15 protein-coding genes are annotated in these 14,707 nt (G+C 70.2%); 10 read left to right on the top strand and 5 right to left on the bottom strand.

Annotated features, from left to right (window positions below):
- Window positions 1-15: 15 nt before the first annotated feature.
- The gene (locus MED15_RS18230; protein WP_208646683.1) at window positions 16-438 is read right to left on the bottom strand and encodes a phosphotransferase; all 423 of its coding nucleotides are present in this window, start codon (window positions 436-438) and stop codon (window positions 16-18) included.
- A gap of 115 nt (window positions 439-553) precedes the next feature.
- Window positions 554-841, bottom strand: coding sequence for a hypothetical protein (locus MED15_RS18225; RefSeq protein WP_030488337.1), 288 nt, complete (start codon window positions 839-841; stop codon window positions 554-556).
- Between the two features lie 152 nt (window positions 842-993).
- Here MED15_RS18225 and MED15_RS18220 point away from each other — a divergent pair, with 152 nt between their 5' ends.
- On the top strand, window positions 994-1,359 hold the full coding sequence (locus MED15_RS18220) for a PadR family transcriptional regulator (protein WP_091401794.1): 366 nt from the start codon (window positions 994-996) through the stop codon (window positions 1,357-1,359).
- Window positions 1,356-2,732, top strand: a complete 1,377-nt coding sequence (locus MED15_RS18215; protein ID WP_112606148.1) for a permease prefix domain 1-containing protein — start codon at window positions 1,356-1,358, stop codon at window positions 2,730-2,732. The genes MED15_RS18220 and MED15_RS18215 overlap by 4 nt, the downstream gene beginning before the upstream one ends.
- A 166-nt stretch (window positions 2,733-2,898) precedes the next feature.
- On the opposite strand, the gene MED15_RS18210 is transcribed toward MED15_RS18215, so the two are convergent.
- Window positions 2,899-3,756, bottom strand: coding sequence for an SPFH domain-containing protein (locus MED15_RS18210; protein WP_112583344.1), 858 nt, complete (start codon window positions 3,754-3,756; stop codon window positions 2,899-2,901).
- Between the two features lie 222 nt (window positions 3,757-3,978).
- Between MED15_RS18210 and MED15_RS18205 the strand changes: the two genes are divergently transcribed.
- The 8 genes from MED15_RS18205 to MED15_RS18170 all read left to right on the top strand — a co-directional run bounded on the left by MED15_RS18205 (window position 3,979) and on the right by MED15_RS18170 (window position 11,646).
- Window positions 3,979-4,740 (top strand): ABC transporter ATP-binding protein, encoded by a 762-nt coding sequence (locus tag MED15_RS18205; RefSeq protein WP_112583343.1) that lies wholly within the window; start codon window positions 3,979-3,981, stop codon window positions 4,738-4,740.
- Complete coding sequence (locus MED15_RS18200) at window positions 4,727-5,419, top strand: ABC transporter ATP-binding protein (RefSeq protein ID WP_112726738.1); 693 nt, start codon at window positions 4,727-4,729, stop codon at window positions 5,417-5,419. The genes MED15_RS18205 and MED15_RS18200 overlap by 14 nt, the downstream gene beginning before the upstream one ends.
- A 51-nt stretch (window positions 5,420-5,470) precedes the next feature.
- Entirely contained in the window at window positions 5,471-6,721 is a 1,251-nt protein-coding gene (locus MED15_RS18195) for an ABC transporter substrate-binding protein (RefSeq protein WP_373861043.1), read from the top strand.
- Window positions 6,722-6,731: 10 nt separating this feature from the next.
- Window positions 6,732-7,613, top strand: a complete 882-nt coding sequence (locus tag MED15_RS18190) for a branched-chain amino acid ABC transporter permease (protein ID WP_112583340.1) — start codon at window positions 6,732-6,734, stop codon at window positions 7,611-7,613.
- Entirely contained in the window at window positions 7,610-8,623 is a 1,014-nt protein-coding gene (locus MED15_RS18185; RefSeq protein WP_112583339.1) for a branched-chain amino acid ABC transporter permease, read from the top strand. The genes MED15_RS18190 and MED15_RS18185 overlap by 4 nt, the downstream gene beginning before the upstream one ends.
- A gap of 78 nt (window positions 8,624-8,701) precedes the next feature.
- Window positions 8,702-9,373 carry a transcriptional regulator gene (locus MED15_RS18180; RefSeq protein WP_244220494.1) on the top strand — a complete coding sequence of 224 codons (672 nt, stop codon included), beginning with the start codon at window positions 8,702-8,704 and terminating at the stop codon, window positions 9,371-9,373.
- Window positions 9,374-9,457: 84 nt separating this feature from the next.
- The gene (locus MED15_RS18175) at window positions 9,458-11,026 is read left to right on the top strand and encodes an MFS transporter (RefSeq protein WP_112583338.1); all 1,569 of its coding nucleotides are present in this window, start codon (window positions 9,458-9,460) and stop codon (window positions 11,024-11,026) included.
- Window positions 11,027-11,037: 11 nt separating this feature from the next.
- Window positions 11,038-11,646: a TetR/AcrR family transcriptional regulator gene (locus MED15_RS18170; RefSeq protein WP_112583337.1), complete on the top strand. Its 609-nt coding sequence runs from the start codon at window positions 11,038-11,040 to the stop codon at window positions 11,644-11,646.
- 157 nt (window positions 11,647-11,803) lie between these two features.
- On the opposite strand, the gene MED15_RS18165 is transcribed toward MED15_RS18170, so the two are convergent.
- Both MED15_RS18165 and MED15_RS18160 read right to left on the bottom strand, forming a co-directional pair.
- Window positions 11,804-13,723, bottom strand: a complete 1,920-nt coding sequence (locus MED15_RS18165) for a helix-turn-helix domain-containing protein (RefSeq protein WP_112583440.1) — start codon at window positions 13,721-13,723, stop codon at window positions 11,804-11,806.
- A 14-nt stretch (window positions 13,724-13,737) separates the two neighbouring features.
- Window positions 13,738-14,520, bottom strand: a complete 783-nt coding sequence (locus MED15_RS18160; RefSeq protein ID WP_112583336.1) for a 3-hydroxybutyrate dehydrogenase — start codon at window positions 14,518-14,520, stop codon at window positions 13,738-13,740.
- Window positions 14,521-14,707: the final 187 nt, after the last annotated feature.

The raw sequence follows: 14,707 nt of genomic DNA, 5'->3' as shown, positions 1-14,707 counted from the left end.
GTCACAGCCAGGATCTCAGCACGTCGACGATCTCAGCACGTCGACCTCGCAGCCTGGTGCCCACGGGTCGAAGCCGTGCTCGACGAGCCAGCGGACGGCCAGCAGGCTTCGCAGCGACCACCACGCGCGGATCACGTCGAGGTCGACGTCGGCGCGGTAACCGGCGAGGACGTCGCCGAGGTGCTCCTCGTGGCCGAGCGTCAAGGTGGCGAGGTCGAAGAGGGCGTCGCCCTGGCACGCCTCGGACCAGTCGAGTACGCCGGTGATCTGGTCACCGTCGACGAACACGTGGGTGATCTGTAGGTCGCCGTGCGTGAACACCGGGGTCCACGGCCGGAGCGCCGCCTCGGCGACCTGGCGGTTGCGCGTGACCAGGTCGGTGGGGAGGACGCCGTTGGCGACGAGCCACTCACACTCGGCGTCGAGCTGCGATGTCAACTCGTCGCAGTCCCAGCGATTTGTCGGGGGCGACTGGCGTGGTTGGCCAGGTGCCCTGGGTCGACCCGGGAAGGGCCAACCCTGGGCACCCGGGCAACGAGGCCGGGGCGACTGGTCAGAAGGGTGGGGCGTCCTCGCCCATCAGCGCCAGCACGACGCCGCCCTTGCCGCTCTTGAGGCCCTGGACGACGACCTTGCCGGTGCTGCCGTCGGGCAGCTCCAACGTGAAGGTCTTGCCGACCGCGTTCTTGGGGCCGTTGCCGGCGCTGTTGGCGGGTCGGAAGTCGCCTGCCCAGGGCGGAATCCCGCCCCTACGGGCCGGCTCGGCGAAGAGCGCGGCGGTGCCGGGGGTCCTGGTGCCGTCTGAGGAAAGGAGCACTGAGGCGCTGCGAAAGGTAGCCATATGCGCCAAGGCTAACCCGGACCATGCCGTTCGCGGCACCACAGCTGCCCGGAACGGCGATTCGGTTGACCTCTCGTCCCGGGACGTTGCGCCGGGAGTGATACCTAGCAGTACTATGCATCGTACCTCTAGGTTTCGGAGTGGGGGGTTTCATGAAGGTCGCCAAGGATCTGGTCGCCGCCTCGGCGACGCCGATGGTGCTCGGCATCCTGGCGGAGGGCGAGAGCTACGGCTACGCCATCCTCCGGCGGATCAACGAGCTGTCCGGGGGTGAGCTGGACTGGACCGAAGGGCTGCTCTACCCGTTGCTGCACCGGCTCGAGCGCCTCGGTCACCTGGAGTCGAGCTGGCAGGCGGTCGCCGGCGAGCGGAAGCGCAAGTACTACCGCATCACCGACCGGGGTCTGGCCGAGCTGGCCGAACAGCGCCGACAGTGGGACACGGTGGTGGGTGCGCTCAAGGAGATCTGGCACGACCGCGCGCCGCTGACGGTGCACCCGTTGGAGGGCCTGGCATGACGGCGCACGAGGGGCCGCAGGAGCTTGAAGCGCAGTTCGAGCAGTGGCGCCAGTACGTGCTGCGCCGCCGGGAGCTGCAAGCGGTGGACGCCGACGAACTGGAAGACCACCTTCGTGGCTCCGTTGACGAGCTCGTCGCTGCTGGCCTGAGCCCGGACGAGGCGTTCCTGGTCGCTGTGAAACGAATGGGCAGCCTCGACGACCTCTCCCGCGAGTTCGCCCGGGAACACTCCGAACGGTTGTGGAAGCAGTTGGTGCTGACCGGCGACTCCGGCAGCCCGGTCGGCGGCACCCGCTCCCGCCGGGACCTGTGGGTCATGCTCGGCTGTGCGGCGGGTGCTGTGGTGTCCGTCAAGGTGCCGGCGCTGTTCGGGCTGAGCTTCGCCGACGACGGCTCGTTCTACGCGCGGAACTTCACACTGTTCGCGCTGCCCTGGCTGGCGGCGTACCTGGCCTGGCGCCGGGGGGCCCGCCGGATGGTGATCGCGGCACTGGCGGTGCTCTTCGTCCTCGGCGCCGTGGCGGCCAACGCCTACCCTCTGGCGGACGATTCACAGTCCGTTGTCGTCACCAGCGTCCACCTGCCCATCGCCCTGTGGCTGGTGGTCGGCCTGGCCTATGTCGCCGACGACTGGCGCTCCTCCCGTCGACGCATGGACTTCATCCGGTTCACCGGCGAGTGGTTCATCTACCTGGTGCTGATGGCCCTCGGTGGCGGCGTGCTCTCCGCGTTCCTGTTCAACACCTTCGCGGCCATCGGGATCGTCCCGGAGGCGTTCATCTCGCAGTGGCTGCTGCCCGGTGGCGCCGCGGCCGCGGTCGTGGTGGCCGGGTGGCTCGTCGAGGCCAAGCAGAGTGTCGTCGAGAACATCGCGCCGGTCCTCACCCGGCTGTTCACCCCGCTCTTCACGGCCGCCCTGCTCGCCTTTCTCGTCGCTGTCGTCTGGACCAGCCACGGCATCGACGTCGAGCGGGAGGCGCTGCTCCTCTTCGACCTCCTGCTGGTCGTGGTGCTGGGGTTGCTGCTCTACTCACTCTCGGCCCGTGACCCGCTGGCCCCGCCCGGCCCGTTCGACAAGCTCCAACTCGCGCTCGTGGTCAGCGCGTTGGCCATCGACGTGCTGGTGCTGCTGGAGATCACCGGGCGCATCACCGACGAGTACGGCGGTACGCCGAACCGGGCGGCCGCGCTCGGCGAGAACGTGATCCTGCTGGTCAACCTCGCGTGGTCGGCGTGGCTGCTGCTGTCCTTCATCCGTCGGCGCACGCCGTTCGCGGCGCTCGAACGGTGGCAGACCGGCTACCTGCCGGTGTACGCGGCGTGGGCCTGGATCGTGGTCCTCGTCTTCCCGCCGCTGTTCAGCTTCGCCTAGACGAGTAATTCCTCACGGCCTCCACCGTGGGCCCGGCTGACCCGCCATGTCGATCTGCCGGGGAGCGGTATACCTCAGAGGTATAAATATGCCTCTGAGGTATACCGCTTGGTGCCGCATCCGCCCCGGCGAAGGTGACCGATGGTGATCGCCCTGGGATTGCGGGTCACTTGCCGGTGACGATGCCCGGGTTGATGCAGAGCCCCGGGTTCGCGCCGTTCTTCTCCGCGATCTCCAGACAACGGGTCACCTTGTCGACAGTCGCGTTGGTCTCGGTGATCTGCTTGGAGATCTCGGCGTTCTTGCGGTCCTGCTCCAGGTTGCGGGTCTGCGCCAGCTTGTCCTGGAACGCCTTGATGTTGCCCTCGGTCTTGTCGTCGTGGTTCACCCGGGTGATGGTCACCGAGAGGATGTCCACGTCGGTGGCGAGGCGGGCCTCCGCGCTGGTCTTGATGTTCGCGGCGAACGGCTTCAGGTCGACGTTGAGGTCGCCGGTCTGGGCATCGATCTTCTCCAGCGGGTTGTACGCGGCGAAGGCGTCGTTGACCGCGCTGTCGAGCTGCACACCCACCCGCTGACCCCGGAAGCTGCCGAAGTCGCCCTTGTAGTCCATGAACTGCTTCGGCGCGTTCTCCGGCTTGACCTGCCATTCGACGAGCACCTCGACGCAGGCGTCGGCGAGGGTGCCGGTGCGCACACGTACGCAGTTGTTGCCGCCGATGTGGTCGTACTTCTGGCGGCCCGCGTCCCACTCGCCGACCTTCTGCCAGGGGGCCACCCACTTCAGGCCCGAGCCGGTCACCTCACCGGTGGGCTTGCCGAAGCTGGTGACGATGCCGACCGAGCGGATGGGCACCGAGTGGGCGCTGGAGGCGACGCCGACCACCAGCGTGAGGGCGAGAAAGCCGAGCGCCGCGAGGGCGGCCATCCGCTTGAGCGACCGTGCGGGAGCGACGAGAGCGACGACGGCGCTGACCGCCAGGGCGACGGCGAAGACGATCGCCATGGTGAAGCCGACGGGCATGGGGTGGGGACCTTCCGATGGGCTGTGTGGATCATCAACCTAGGGGGTCTGGTCAAGTCGACGGCGCGGGGAGTGGAGTTCGCGCACGTCAAACGTGGGTCGAATATGGAGCTCATCGACATGGTTCGACTCCGGCGGCCCGCCGTAGGTTTCGTCCACGCGACGGGCCTGTGACCACGGTCACCGAACCGACCGTCGCCGCGACGTGCGGAGGATGAGGCGATGGCCGGGCAAGCGCTCCTGTCGGCCCGTGGGCTGACCCGCGACTTCCGGGGCTTCCGGGCGGTCGACGACGTCGACCTCGACGTGGCGTCGGACAGCGTGCACGCGCTGGTCGGCCCGAACGGCGCGGGCAAGACCACCCTGTTCAACCTGCTCACCGGCTTCCTGCGACCCAGTGGTGGCCGGATCGAACTGGCCGGACGGGACGTCACCGGGCTGCCCCCCGAGCAGGTGGCCCGGCTCGGTGTGGCCCGCTCGTTCCAGATCACCAGTCTCTTTCCCCAACTGTCCGCGCGCGAACACGTCGCGCTGGCGTTGCAGTCGCCCAGCGGGCTGGGCTGGCGGTTCTGGCGGTCGGCGAAGCTGATGGGCCGCTACACCGAACGGGCCGACGAACTGCTGGCCATGGTGGGGTTGGCCGAGCTGGCGGACGCCCCCTCGGCGTCTCTGGCGTACGGCCGGAAACGCGCCCTGGAGCTGGCCATCGCCCTGGCACTGGACCCGAAGGTGCTGCTGCTCGACGAGCCGACCGCGGGCATGGGCCTGGAGGACGTCGACCGCACCGTCGAGCTGATCGGTCGGGTCCGTCAGGGCCGGACCGTGGTGATGGTCGAGCACAACATGAGCGTGGTCGGCCGTCTCGCCGACACCGTGACCGTGCTCCAGGCCGGCAAGGTCCTCGTCGAGGGTCCATACGAGCAGGTCCGCGCCGACGAGCGCGTGATCACCGCCTACCTGGGAGCCGCCGATGCTGCGCATTGAGAACCTGTCCGCCTTCTACGGCGAGGCGCAGGTGTTGCGCGACGTCAGCCTTGAGGTTTCTGTCGGCGAGGTGGTCACCCTGGTCGGCCGCAACGGCGCCGGCAAGTCCACCCTGCTGCGCTGCGTGATGGGGCTGCACCCCGGTCAGCGCGGCACTGTGGAGCTGGACGGGCGGGACATCACCAGGTTGCCGGCGCACAAGCGGGCCCGCCTGGGGCTGGGCTGGGTGCCCGACGACCGGGGCAGCTACGCCACGTTGACAGTCACCGAGAACCTCACGCTGCCACCCACTGTCGGCCCCGACCCGTGGTCGCTGGAGCGGGTGTACGAGGCGTTCCCGGCCCTGTACACCCGACGGGACTCGGCGGCCACCATGCTCTCCGGCGGCGAGCAGCAGATGCTCGCGCTGGCCCGGGTGCTGCGGATGGGCGCCCGGCTGCTGCTCTGCGACGAGCCCACCGAAGGGCTGTCGCCACTGCTGGTGCAGCAGGTCGGCGACCTGCTGCGCGAGGCCAAACGGCACGGGGTGACAGTGCTGTTGGTCGAACAGAACCTGCACTTCGCCACCGGTGTCGCCGACCGGCACTACCTGCTGGCCGAGGGCCGGGTCGCCGAGGCGATGGACAACTCCGAGGTGCGTTCGCGCGAACGCGAACTGCTCGCGTACCTCGGGATCTGAATTTTCTCAACGACGACCCGCGCGACGCCGCGCGGAATGGATGGAGTGGGCATGCGCAGGACGATGGGTGTGGCCGCGGCGTCGGCCGTGGTGGTGCTGGCCGCCGGATGCGGTGGCGGTGGTCCCCAGTCGAGTGGCGACCAGAAGCTGACCGGCGACAAGATCGTGCTGGGCGTGCTCAACGACCAGTCCGGGGCGTACTCGGAGTTGTCCGGAAAGAACTCGGTGGCTGCGGTGGAGATGGCCATCGCCGACTTCACAGCGAAGTACGGCGACAAGGCGGTGACCACTGACATCACAGTGGAGACGGCCGACCACCAGAACAAGCCGGACGTGGCCAACTCCAAGGCCCAGGAGATGTACGACCGCAAGGGCGTCGACCTGATCCTGGACGTGCCCACCTCGTCGGCCGCATTGAAGGTCGCCGACGTGGCGAAGGAGAAGAAGAAGCTCTACTTCAACATCGGGGCGGCGACCACCGACCTGACCGGCAAGAGCTGCAACAAGTACACCTTCCACTACGCGTACGACACGTACATGCTGGCCAACGGCACCGGAAAGACCACCACCGAGCAGATCGGCAAGAACTGGTACATCCTCTATCCGAACTACGCCTTCGGTCAGGACATGGAGAAGAGCTTCTCCACAGCGATCACGGCGGCCGGCGGCACTGTCGTCGGCAAGGACGGGGCGCCGTTCCCGAACACCAGCGGTGACTTCTCCACCTTCCTGCTCAAGGCGCCGAACCTGAACCCGAAGCCGGACGTGCTGGGCACCATGCAGGCCGGCGCGGAGCTGGTCAACGTGGTGAAGCAGTACAACGAGTTCAAGCTGCGGGACAAGGGCGTCGGCCTGGCGGTGGGGCTGATGTTCCTCACCGACATCCACTCGCTCACCCCGGCCGCGCTGGCCGGCACCACGTACACCGACGCCTGGTACTGGAACTTCGACGCGAAGAACCGGGAGTTCGCCGACCGCTTCCAGCAGAAGGCCGGCACCCGGCCGACCTTCGCGCACGCCGCCAACTACTCCGCGGCGTTGCAGTACCTGGAGGCGGTGCAGGCCGCCGGCACCGATGACGCGGACGCCGTGGTCAAGGGCCTGGAGGGCAAGACGGTCGAGGACGTCTTCCTGCGCAACGGGAAGATCCGCGCCGAGGACCACCGGGTGGTGCACGACGCGTACCTGGCCCAGGTGAAGCCGCAGTCCGAGGTCGCCGAGCCGTGGGACTACGTGAAGGTGCTCAAGACGATCCCCGCCGCGGAGGCGTTCCGCGCGCCCTCCGCGGACTGCAAGCTGTGAGCGGCTCGCTGTGAGCGGATTCGCGCAGAACACCTTCAACGGGTTGGTGAGTGGGGCGTTCTACGCCCTGCTCGCCCTCGGGCTCGCGGTCATCTTCGGCATGCTGCGGGTCGTCAACTTCGCCCACGGCGCGTTCTACATGCTCGGCGCGTTCGGGGCGTACGTGCTGCTCAGCGAGGCCGGCGTGCCGTTCTGGGCCGCCCTGGTGATCATGCCGGTGGGGCTGGGTCTGCTCGGCATGGCGCTGGAACGCGCGGTGATCCACCGACTGACCAAACTGGACCCGCTCTACAACTTCCTGCTCACCTTCGGTCTGACGCTGATCCTTCAGGACCTGGTGAAACTGCGCTACGGCGTGCAGTCCAGCCCGTACGAGACACCGTCGCTGTTGAGCGGGTCGGTCGACTTCGGGCTGTTCGACTTCCCGACGTACCGGGTGTTCATCCTCGGCTTCGCGGTGCTGCTCTGCGTCGCGGTGTGGTGGGTGCTGACCCGGACCCGGATCGGCATGGTGGTCCGTGCGGCCACCGAGCGGCCGGACCTGACCCGTGCGTTCGGCATCGACGTCGGACGGTGGGTGACCCCGGTCTTCGGCTTCGGCATCGGGCTGGCCGGCCTCGCCGGTGTGCTGGCTGCGCCGATGCGCGCGGTCAACCCGCTGATGGGCGCCGACCTGATCATCGTGGTGTTCGCCGTGGTGGTGATCGGCGGGCTGGGCTCGATCTTCGGGTCGGTCGCCGCAGGCTTCGGCATCGGACTCGTGCAGGCGTGGGGTGAGGCGTACCTCTCCAACTTCCCGCTCGTCTCGCAGACGATCGTCTTCGTGGTGATGGCCGGCGTGCTGCTCTGGCGCCCGGCCGGCCTGTTCGGTCGGGAGGAGGCCCCCGCATGACCAACACCGTGGACACTCCTACCGACGCGTCCCGTTCGACGCCACCGTCCGGGCTGATCGCCGTGGCCCGGGCCCCCGGCTGGGTCCGGTACGCGCTGCTCGCCGTCGGCCTGGCCGTCGCGGCGTGGCTGCCCAACGGCCTCTACCCGGCGGTCGCGGTGGACATCCTCTGCTGGGCGCTCTTCGCCGTGGCGGTGGACCTGCTGCTCGGCTTCACCGGGCTGATGTCCTTCGGTCACGCCGCGTTCTGGGGCACCTCCGCGTACGTCACCGGGCTGGTGGCCATCCACGCCGGCCTGCCGTTTCCCCTCGCGGTGCTGGCCGGGGCCCTCGCCGCGGCCGTGCTGGCGGTGCCGATCGGATACCTGGCGGTCAAGCGGACCGGCATCTACTTCGCCATGGTGACCCTGGCCTTCGCGCAGATGGTCTACTACGTCGCCAACGAGTGGCGTTCGGTGACGCAGGGCGAGAACGGCCTCCAGGGGGTGCCCCGCGAGCTGTTCGGCGTCGACCTCACCGACGACTACTTCTTCTACTACGCGATCCTGCCGATCGTGCTGCTCGGGCTCGCCGCCGCCTGGCGGATCGTGCACTCACCGTTCGGTCGGGTGCTGGTCGGCATCCGGGACAACCCGGCGCGGGCCAGGGCGCTGGGCTATCCGGTGCACCGCTACAAGCTCACCGCGTTCGTGCTCTCCGGGTTCATCGCCGGCCTCGGTGGCGGGTTGTTCGCGGTCGGCCACCGGTTCGTCTCGCTGGACGTGCTGCACTGGACCACCTCCGGCAAGGCGGTCATCGTGGTGGTGCTCGGCGGGATCGGCACCCTCTGGGGTGGGGTGCTCGGCGCCGCCCTCGTGGTCCGGCTGGAGGACTGGCTGTCGTTCTCCGGGTTCGAGGCGATCGGCCTGGTCACCGGCGGCATCTTCGTCCTGGTCGTGGTGCTGTTCCGGCGCGGCATCTGGGGCAGCGTCGCCGCGTTGGCCCACCGGCTGGCGGCCCGCCGCCGCTGAAATTCCGCGACGGCGCATCCGCCAGGTGCGTGCCGAGCGAACCCCCGGGTAGAGAACGTCTACCCGGGGGTACGTCTGGTGCTGACCGATCCGATGCCGGCCGAGGCCGTGGAGATCGCGCACAAGCAGGTGTCGCTGGCTGCCGAGGACCTGGACGCCAACGCCGTTGCGACGCTTGTGCTGGAGTTGGCCGAGGCCTGGGGCGTGCCGGCGCTCTGGGAGCAGGTCTGTCGTCCGTTGCTGGCCCGGCTGTCGGGGCGTACCGCCGTCGAGGTTGTCGTCGAGCACGCCCTCTGCGAGGGTGTCCGGGTCGGGTTGGACGTCTACCGCCGGGAGCCGGGCCGGTCACTGCCCACCGGCGGCGTGCTGTTGGCCGGCGCCGAGAAGGAGGCGCACAGCCTGGGTCTGCTGGCGCTCGGCGCCGCGCTGCGCGAGCAGGGCCGCGGCTGTCTGAACCTCGGCGCCGCGCTGCCCTGGACCGCGCTCACCAGCGCGGTGTACCGGGCCTGCCCGCGCACCGTCGTGCTCTGGTCGCAGACGCCGCTCACCGGCCGCGCGTACCGCCTGGTGCGCTTCGCCCGGGACTTCCCGCTGCTCCGGGTGTACGGCGCGGGGCCGGGCTGGATCGAGCCGCTCGGCGCTCCGGCGGTCCGTCTCGGCACGTTGACGGAGGCCGTCCACGCCTGCCTGGCGGTCGCGTCCGGGCGTGATGCCCACCACATACGATACGGATCGGTGCCGTATCGTTAATACGCGTCGTAGGCTGACCCGCGTTACGAGTCTGACCCGTATCGTATTTCGTCGCGGGTGATCAGCGTGGGGGGAAAGCCAGGCATGGAGCTGCACAACAACACCGGACACCCGAGGCGGTGGGCGATCCTGGGGGTGCTGGTGATCAGCCTCCTCGTGGTCGTCCTCGACAACACGATCCTCAACGTCGCCCTGCGCACCCTGGCCGACCCGGTGCACGGTCTCGGCGCCAGCCAGGGCGAGCTGGAGTGGTCCATCAACTCCTACACGCTCGTCTTCGCCGGGCTGCTGTTCACCTTCGGGGTGCTCGGCGACCGCGCCGGCCGCAAGCGCTTCCTGATGATCGGACTGGTGCTGTTCGGCCTGGCTTCGCTGCTCTCCGCGTACGCCCAGAGCCCCGGACAGCTCATCGCGGCCCGCGCCCTGATGGGGGTCGGCGGCGCGGCCATCATGCCGGTGACTTTGTCGATCATCTCCAACGTCTTCGACCCGCGCGAGCGTGGTCGGGCCATCGGTGTCTGGGCCGGTGCGGTCGGTCTCGCCGTGGCGATCGGCCCGATCCTCGGCGGCGCGCTGCTGGAGCACTTCTGGTGGGGCTCGGTCTTCCTGATCAACGTGCCGGTGGTCGTTGCCGGCGTGGTTCTGGTGGCGCTGCTGGTCCCCGAGTCGCGTGACCCGCGGCCCGGCCGGATCGACGTGCTCGGCGTGCTGCTCTCCGTGGTCGGCCTGGTCGCCCTCTCCTACGGCATCATCGACGGCGGCGAGCACGGCTTCGGCCGCCCGCTGGCCTGGGGCTCGATCCTGATCGGCGTCGCGGTGCTGGCCTGGTTCGTTCAGCACGAGCGGCGCAGCGACCACCCGTCGCTGGACGTCCGACTGTTCAAGGTGCCCCGGTTCGCAGCGCCGGTCGCCATCGTCGGCCTGGTGTTCTTCGCCGCGATGGGCTCGATGTTCTTCGGCTCGTTCTACCTGCAACTCGTGCGCGACTACAGCCCGTTGCAGACCGGTCTGCTCTTCCTGCCCTTCGCCGGCGCCCAGCTGGTCTTCGCGCCGCGCAGCGCCGCGATGGTCCGCCGCTACGGCGGTAAGGCCGTCGCCACCGTCGGGTTGGCGCTGACAGTGGTGTCACTCGGCGCGTTCGTCTTCATCGGCGCCTCCACCCCGATCTGGATCGTGCTGCTCGTCTTCCTCATCCAGGGCGCCGGAATGGCCAACATCATGCCGCCGGCCACCGAGTCGATCATGTCGGCGCTGCCCCGGGAGAAGGCCGGGGTGGGCTCCGCGGTCAGCAACACCATCCGCCAGGTGGCCGGCGCGCTCGGCGTCGCCGTCCTCGGCTCGGTGCTCTCCGCGGTCTACCGCAGCGACATCGGTGACGCGTTGACCGGTCTGCCCACGCAGGCCCAGGACGCGGCCAACGAGTCGATCTCCGGTGCGTACGCGGCGGCGGGCCAGCTCGGCCCGGCGGCGCCAGGGCTGATCTCGGCGGCCAACGACGCCTTCGTCACCGCCATGCACTGGGCGGCCGGGCTCTCCGCGGTGATCGCCGCACTCGGGATCATCGTGGTGCTGCGCTGGATGCCGGGCAAGGAGGACACGAGCGTCGCCCCGGCGGCGCCGGTCGCCGAGCCTGAGCTGGCCGGTACGGCATAGGTTCGGGGAGAATGGCGGACATGACGTCCACTGCCGATGCTCCGCGGTCGCCCGGGCGACCGCGGAGCATCCGCGCCGACGAGGCCATCATCGAGGCCACCCTCGACCTGCTCGCCGAGGGCAGCACCATCGAGGCGCTCTCGATCGAGGCGATCGCCACCCGCGCCGGGGTCGGCAAGGCCACCATCTACCGGCGCTGGGCAGGCAAGGACGCGTTGCTGCTGGACGCGTTGCGCCGCCTCAAGGGCGTCATGGCGCAGCCCGCGGGCCACTCCGTCCGCGACGACCTGGTGCTGCTGGTCGGCGCGATCGGCAAGAACGTCGACCCACGAGCGGCCAAGATCATGCCCTGCCTGGCACCCGCCGTGAACCGCAGCGCCGACCAGTTCCAGCTCTACCAGAACATCATCTCGCCCCGGCGGCAGCTGATGCGCGAGGTGCTGCGGCGCGGCATCGACGAGGGCGTGCTGCGCGCCGACATCGACGTCGAGGTGACGATGGCGCTGCTCACCGGGCCGATGCTGATCCAACGGGTCCTCCAGTGGAACCCGGACCTGGACGAGCAGTCCCTGCCCGAACGGGTCGTCGACGCCGTGCTGGAGGGCATCCAGGCCCGCTGACGCCGAGCGCTCGGTCGGCGGCGTTCGTGCCTACTGACGGCGGGCGCTCGGTCGGCGGCGTTCGTGCCTACTGACGGCGGGCGCTCGGTCGGCGGCGTTCGTGCCTACTGACGGCGGGCGCTCGGTCGGCGGCGTTCGTGCCGTCGGCCGGCGTCGGTCAGCCGGCCGGTGCGCGCAGGCGGTGCAGGCGCAGCGCGAGCTGCACCTCCAGCGCCCGCTCGGGCCGCTGCCAGTCGACGCCGAGCAACTGCCCGACCCGCTCCAACCGCTGGGTCACCGTGTTGACGTGCACGTGCAGTTGCTCGGCGGCCCGGGCCAGGCTGCCACCCACCCCGAAGTACGCCTCCAGCGTCTTCACCAGAGCCGTGCCGCGCCGGGCGTCGTAGTCGAGCACCGGCCCGACGGTGGCGCTGAGGAACTCGGTCACGTCCTTCTCACCCCGGTCACCGACGGTGCCCAGCAACAACCCGACGAAGCCCAACTCCACGGTGCTCGCGCCCTGCCCGGCGCGGCCCAGCGCGCCCAGCGCCGTCAGGCACCGGTCCGCCTCCTGGAACGTCCTGGCCAGCGCCGCCGGTGTGTTCGACGGGCCACTCGCCCCGGCGGTCACCGGCCGACCGGTCACCCGGGACAGGTCCCGGGCCACCGCGCGGGCGCTGCCGCCCGCGTCCAACCCCGGCAGCATCAGCACCACCCGGCCGTCGCGCGCCGCGGCCAGCCCGCCGCGCGCCGAGGCGTACGTGGTGGCCCAGGAGAGCACCCGCTGCCGAGCCGAGCCGGTCGCGGCGATCGCGTCGTCGCCCACCGCCACCAGCACGTGCGGCGCGTCCAGGTCCACCCCGAGCCGACGGGCACGACTGCGCAGCGCGTCGGTGTCGCGCAGCGGGCGGGCGATCAGGTCGTCCAGCAACTCACCACGCACCCGCCCCTCCGCCTCCGCGACCGTCCGGCGGAACAGCAGCAGCAGCGCGGTCACCAACGCCGCCCGCTCCAGGATGCGCTGGTCGGCGTCGACCAACTCGTCGTCCGGGCGCAGCACCAGGGCGCCCAGGTTCTCCGCGCCCGCCACCACCGCCGCGTACCAGAGCGGACCCCGCCGTACGCTGCGACCCTCGGTCCGGGACGCGGCCACCGCCTCGACGATGTCCGCGCGGTCCGGCTCCTCGATCTCACCCACCCGAGCCAGCAGGCGGCCCTCGGCGTCCAGCGCCAGCAGCGCGCCGCCCAGCACCTCGGTCACCGCAGCCGCCACGTCCTCCACACCGCCGCCACGCAGCACCAACGCGGTCATCCGGTCGTGTGCCGCCGCGGCCCGCTCCACCGAGCTGCTGTGCGCCCGGATGGTGGTGTTCGCCGCCGACAACTCGGCCAACGCGGAACGGGTCTCGGTCAGCAGCCGGGCGGTGTCGATCGCCACCGCGGCGTGCGCGGCCAGCGACACCAGCAGCGCCACCTCCTCCCGGACGAACGGCCGGGCCGAACGGTTGGCCGCGTAGAGCACCCCGATCGAGGTCGAACCGAGCCGCAGCGGCACCCCCAGGATCGCCACCAGACCCTCCTCGCCCACCCCGGCGTCGATCTCGCCGGTGTGGTGGAAGCGCGCGTCCTCGCCGTAGTTGGCGGTGACGTACGGGGCACCGGACTGGGCCACCAGACCACCGAGACCAGCGCCCATCGGCAGGCGCAGCCGCTGGAAGCGGGCCGAGACCGACCCGTCGGTCACCCGCATGTAGGTGTCGCCACGTTCGTCGTCGTTGAGCGTCATGTACGCCACGTCCGCGCCCAGCAGGTGACGGGCCCGGTGCACGATCGCCCGCAACACGTCGTCCAGATCGCGCAGCCCAGCCAGGTCGCTGACCGTGTCGTACAGGCCGGACAGCTCGCTCTCCCGGCGGCGGCGACGCTCCAGCAGCGCGCGGACCCGCAACGCCACCGACTTGGCCTGCTCCAGCTCGGCCAGCCGGTCCGGTGGCAGCCCGGCGGCCCGCGCGGCCACCAGCGGTCCCTCGAACTCGACCGCCGCGGCCTCTCGGGCGAGCAGCTCCAGGAACTCCACCGGCGAAGACATGGTCGACATTGTGCTCAGCCCCACTAGTTGGCCGTCCAGCCCCCGTCGAGGGCGATCGACGCCCCGGTGATGAACGCCGCCGGCGGCGAGCAGAGGTACGCCAGCAGCTCGGCCACCTCCTCCGGCTCGATCAACCGTTTGATCGCGGCCCGAGCCAGCATGATCTTCTCGATCACCTCGGCCTCGTCGATGCCATGACTGGCCGCTTGGTCGGCGATCTGGCTCTCCACCAGCGCGGTGCGCACGTACGCCGGGTTGATGCAGTTGGCGGTGACCCCGTGCGCGGCGCCCTCCAACGCGACCACCTTCGACAGCCCTTCCAGGGCGTGCTTGGCCGAGACGTAGGCCGCCTTGTACGGCGAGGCACGCAACCCGTGCACCGAGGAGATGTTGACGATCCGCCCCCAGCCCCGCGCGTACATGTGCGGCAGCGCCCGGCGGATCAGCAGGAACGGCGCCTCCACCATCACCCGCTGGATGTACTCGAAACGCTCGACGGGAAAGTCCTGCAACGGCGCGACGTGCTGGAGCCCGGCGTTGTTCACCACGATGTCCACGTCCACGTCGAGTGAATCCACCGCCGCGGCGTCGGACAGGTCCACGCCCTCGGCCCGGCCACCGGCCTCTGCGGCCACCGCCTTGGCCGCCTCCAGGTTGCGGTCCACCACGATCACCTTGGCGCCGGCCGCGCCCAGCCGCAGGGCACACGCCCGCCCGATGCCGCCGCCGCCCCCGGTGACCAGGGCGGTCCGACCGGAGAGGTCGACCTGTACGACGTGGGGGACCACCACGGGTTCTGCCGTCATGGCGCAAGAAGTTACGAGCTGTGTGCTCCCCGGCACATGGGCCAGCGACACATACTCCGTACCAAAGCTGTGTGGCCCCACCCGCCCCTGCCACCCGTTCCCGCCCCGCCGCCGCTCCCTTCCACCGCGCCGCGCCTCGTCTCGCCGTGCCGCCCCCGTCTCGCCGCGCGCCGCCTCCGCGCGCCGC

It is taken from the genome of Micromonospora noduli (genome assembly GCF_003264475.1).
In the GTDB taxonomy this organism is placed as follows: Bacteria; Actinomycetota; Actinomycetes; order Mycobacteriales; family Micromonosporaceae; genus Micromonospora; species Micromonospora noduli.
This window is presented reverse-complemented; position numbering and strand designations above follow the sequence as displayed.

What these genes read in the sequence shown, in the direction of transcription:
- MED15_RS18225 (WP_030488337.1), bottom strand. Translation starts at nt 841, where the DNA reads ATGGCTACCTTTCGCAGCGCCTCAGTGCTCCTTTCCTCAGACGGCACC.
- MED15_RS18220 (WP_091401794.1), top strand. Translation starts at nt 994, where the DNA reads ATGAAGGTCGCCAAGGATCTGGTCGCCGCCTCGGCGACGCCGATGGTG.
- MED15_RS18215 (WP_112606148.1), top strand. Translation starts at nt 1,356, where the DNA reads ATGACGGCGCACGAGGGGCCGCAGGAGCTTGAAGCGCAGTTCGAGCAG.
- MED15_RS18210 (WP_112583344.1), bottom strand. Translation starts at nt 3,756, where the DNA reads ATGCCCGTCGGCTTCACCATGGCGATCGTCTTCGCCGTCGCCCTGGCG.
- MED15_RS18205 (WP_112583343.1), top strand. Translation starts at nt 3,979, where the DNA reads ATGGCCGGGCAAGCGCTCCTGTCGGCCCGTGGGCTGACCCGCGACTTC.
- MED15_RS18200 (WP_112726738.1), top strand. Translation starts at nt 4,727, where the DNA reads ATGCTGCGCATTGAGAACCTGTCCGCCTTCTACGGCGAGGCGCAGGTG.
- MED15_RS18195 (WP_373861043.1), top strand. Translation starts at nt 5,471, where the DNA reads ATGCGCAGGACGATGGGTGTGGCCGCGGCGTCGGCCGTGGTGGTGCTG.
- MED15_RS18185 (WP_112583339.1), top strand. Translation starts at nt 7,610, where the DNA reads ATGACCAACACCGTGGACACTCCTACCGACGCGTCCCGTTCGACGCCA.
- MED15_RS18175 (WP_112583338.1), top strand. Translation starts at nt 9,458, where the DNA reads ATGGAGCTGCACAACAACACCGGACACCCGAGGCGGTGGGCGATCCTG.
- MED15_RS18170 (WP_112583337.1), top strand. Translation starts at nt 11,038, where the DNA reads ATGGCGGACATGACGTCCACTGCCGATGCTCCGCGGTCGCCCGGGCGA.
- MED15_RS18165 (WP_112583440.1), bottom strand. Translation starts at nt 13,723, where the DNA reads ATGTCGACCATGTCTTCGCCGGTGGAGTTCCTGGAGCTGCTCGCCCGA.
- MED15_RS18160 (WP_112583336.1), bottom strand. Translation starts at nt 14,520, where the DNA reads ATGACGGCAGAACCCGTGGTGGTCCCCCACGTCGTACAGGTCGACCTC.